Annotated in this window: 1 protein-coding gene; it reads left to right on the top strand. The window is 30.6% G+C overall.

Annotated elements, in window-relative coordinates:
• On the top strand, nucleotides 1-2,240 hold a 2,240-nt coding region (locus tag AC3DU7_RS31355), incomplete at its 5' end, for a helicase C-terminal domain-containing protein (RefSeq protein WP_488043142.1).
• Nucleotides 2,241-2,369 lie beyond the last annotated feature (129 nt).

Genomic DNA, 2,369 nt, shown 5'->3' with positions numbered 1-2,369 from the left:
AAGCAGAGAAATTTGGCATTGGATATGTAACTATTGATGATTCTTTACCTGATGAATTTTTAAACTCAGAAAAAATCCTAATAACTCATGTTCAAAAAGTGTTTAATGGAAAATCAAAGTTTGGTGTTGGTGGTAAATTTCAGAAAGTTAATACAATTATTTTAGATGACTCACACGCTTGTATAGACTCTATAAATGATTCATTTAAAATTAAAGTAAATAATGAACACTCACTCTATAAAAAACCACTTCAACTATTTGAAGATGATTTGAGAGAGCAAGGTGAAGGTAGTTTAGAAGAGATAAAAAGTAAAAGCAAAGAATACCAAGATACTTTACTGCCAGTACCTTATTGGAGTTGGCAAGATAAAAAATCAGAGGTTATCAAAGCTCTATTAGAATCTGATAATGAAAATGAAGTAAAGTTTGCTTGGCCTCTAATTAAAGATAACTTGGAAAATTGTCAATGTTTCTTTAGTGGTAAAGAATTAGAAATTTCAACTATTCTCAGTCCCATTAGTAAATTTGGCACTTTTAGCAAGGCTGAACATAGAATTTTAATGTCAGCAACTACACAGAATGATTCTTTCTTTGTTAAAGGTTTTGGATTGAATATTGAAGCTGTTAAAAATCCACTTATTGACAAAAATGAAAAGTGGTCTGGTGAAAAAATGATTTTAATTCCTTGGCTAATCCATGAGGAGTTAAAAGAAACATATATTATCAATAAATTTGCAGCAAAAGATGTCAATCGTAGAGTCGGTTATGTTGTGATTACATCTAGTTTCAAGAAAGCAGAAACCTATGAAAATTTAGGTTCTACAGTTATCAAAAGTGATAATATTTTTAAAGAAATTGAGAAACTAAAATCGGGTGAATATCGCAATACAATTGTTTTTGCAAACAGATACGACGGAATAGACCTTCCAGATGATTCCTGTCGTGTTCTAATTATTGAATCAATGCCATATTCTTCTTCCTTAACTGAAAGATATGAAGAAAAATGTAGGTCAAATAGTGATTTGCTCAATATTAAAATTGCTCAAAAAATTGAACAGGGACTCGGAAGAAGTGTTAGGGGAGAGAGAGATTATAGTGTGATTATTATCAACGGAAATGATTTAGTAAAATTTATTAAAAGCGGTGATTCAAATAAATTTTTCTCAGAGCAAACAAGGAAGCAAATAAATATAGGAATTGAAGTTTCTAATTTGGCGAAAGAGGAAGATACAAATGAAGGAACAGATTACACAAAAGTTCTTGATAATTTAATCCATCAATGTTTAAGCAGAGATGAAGGTTGGAAAGAGTTTTATAAAGAGAGAATGGAAGAGGAAAGTGATGAGGAAGAAAAAGTTAATAAAAATATATTAGAAATTTTAGAGTTAGAAAGAAAAGCAGAGGAGAGTTTTGATCAAAATGAACCTGAAAAGGCAGCAAATTATGTACAGAAAATAATTGACTCTTACTGTGCAAATGATGAAGCAGAAAAAGCTTGGTATCTACAAATTCTTGCTCGCTACAAATACAAGATGAGCAAAACAGAATCTAATTTAACTCAAAAGGGTGCTTTTAATAAGAATTGGGAGCTTCTAAAACCAAAAGAACGAATTAGTTATAAAAAGTTAAACTATATAAATGAAAATAGGCTGAAAAGAATTAATACTTGGGTATCTAAACACAAAAATTATGAAGAACTAATGTTAACTGTGGAAGATATTCTAGGAAATTTGAGTTTTGGTGAAGAAGCATCAAAGTTTGAGAAAGCGCTGCAAGACTTAGGTAGTTCTATAGGTTTTTTGAGTCAAAGACCAGAGAAGGAATTTAACACAGGTCCAGATAATCTTTGGTGTATTTCTCAGAATGATTATTTTATCTTTGAGTGTAAAAGTAAAGTTGAAGACTCACGCAAAGAAATAACCAAAACTGAAACAGGTCAGATGAATAATCACTGTGGTTGGTTTGATCAAGAATACAATGCAGAACAAGTAAAAAGAATATTAATTATTCCAACAAAAAATGTTTCCCATCAAGGAAATTTTACTCATCATGTTGAGATTATGAGAAAAGGAAAACTCAAACTTTTGAGAGATAACGTAAAGTCTTTTTTTAAAGAGTTTAAAGATTATCAACTTGATGAAATTAGTGATTATAAGATTCAAGAATGGATTCAATTTCATAAGCTGGATATTGAATCTTTAAAAAGTCAGTATTCTGAGGAATATTATCAAAAAAAATAAAAAACGTAAAAAGCAAGGTTATGAAAAACGTGAGACATCATCGCCGGACTAGGTATCACCTGTTTGTAGCAAACGTTTGTCATGCTTGGTATAAGTAACTATGCAAAAGTGACATCCTCCCGACGCTGA

It is taken from the genome of Okeania sp., from assembly GCF_983059655.1.
This window is presented reverse-complemented; position numbering and strand designations above follow the sequence as displayed.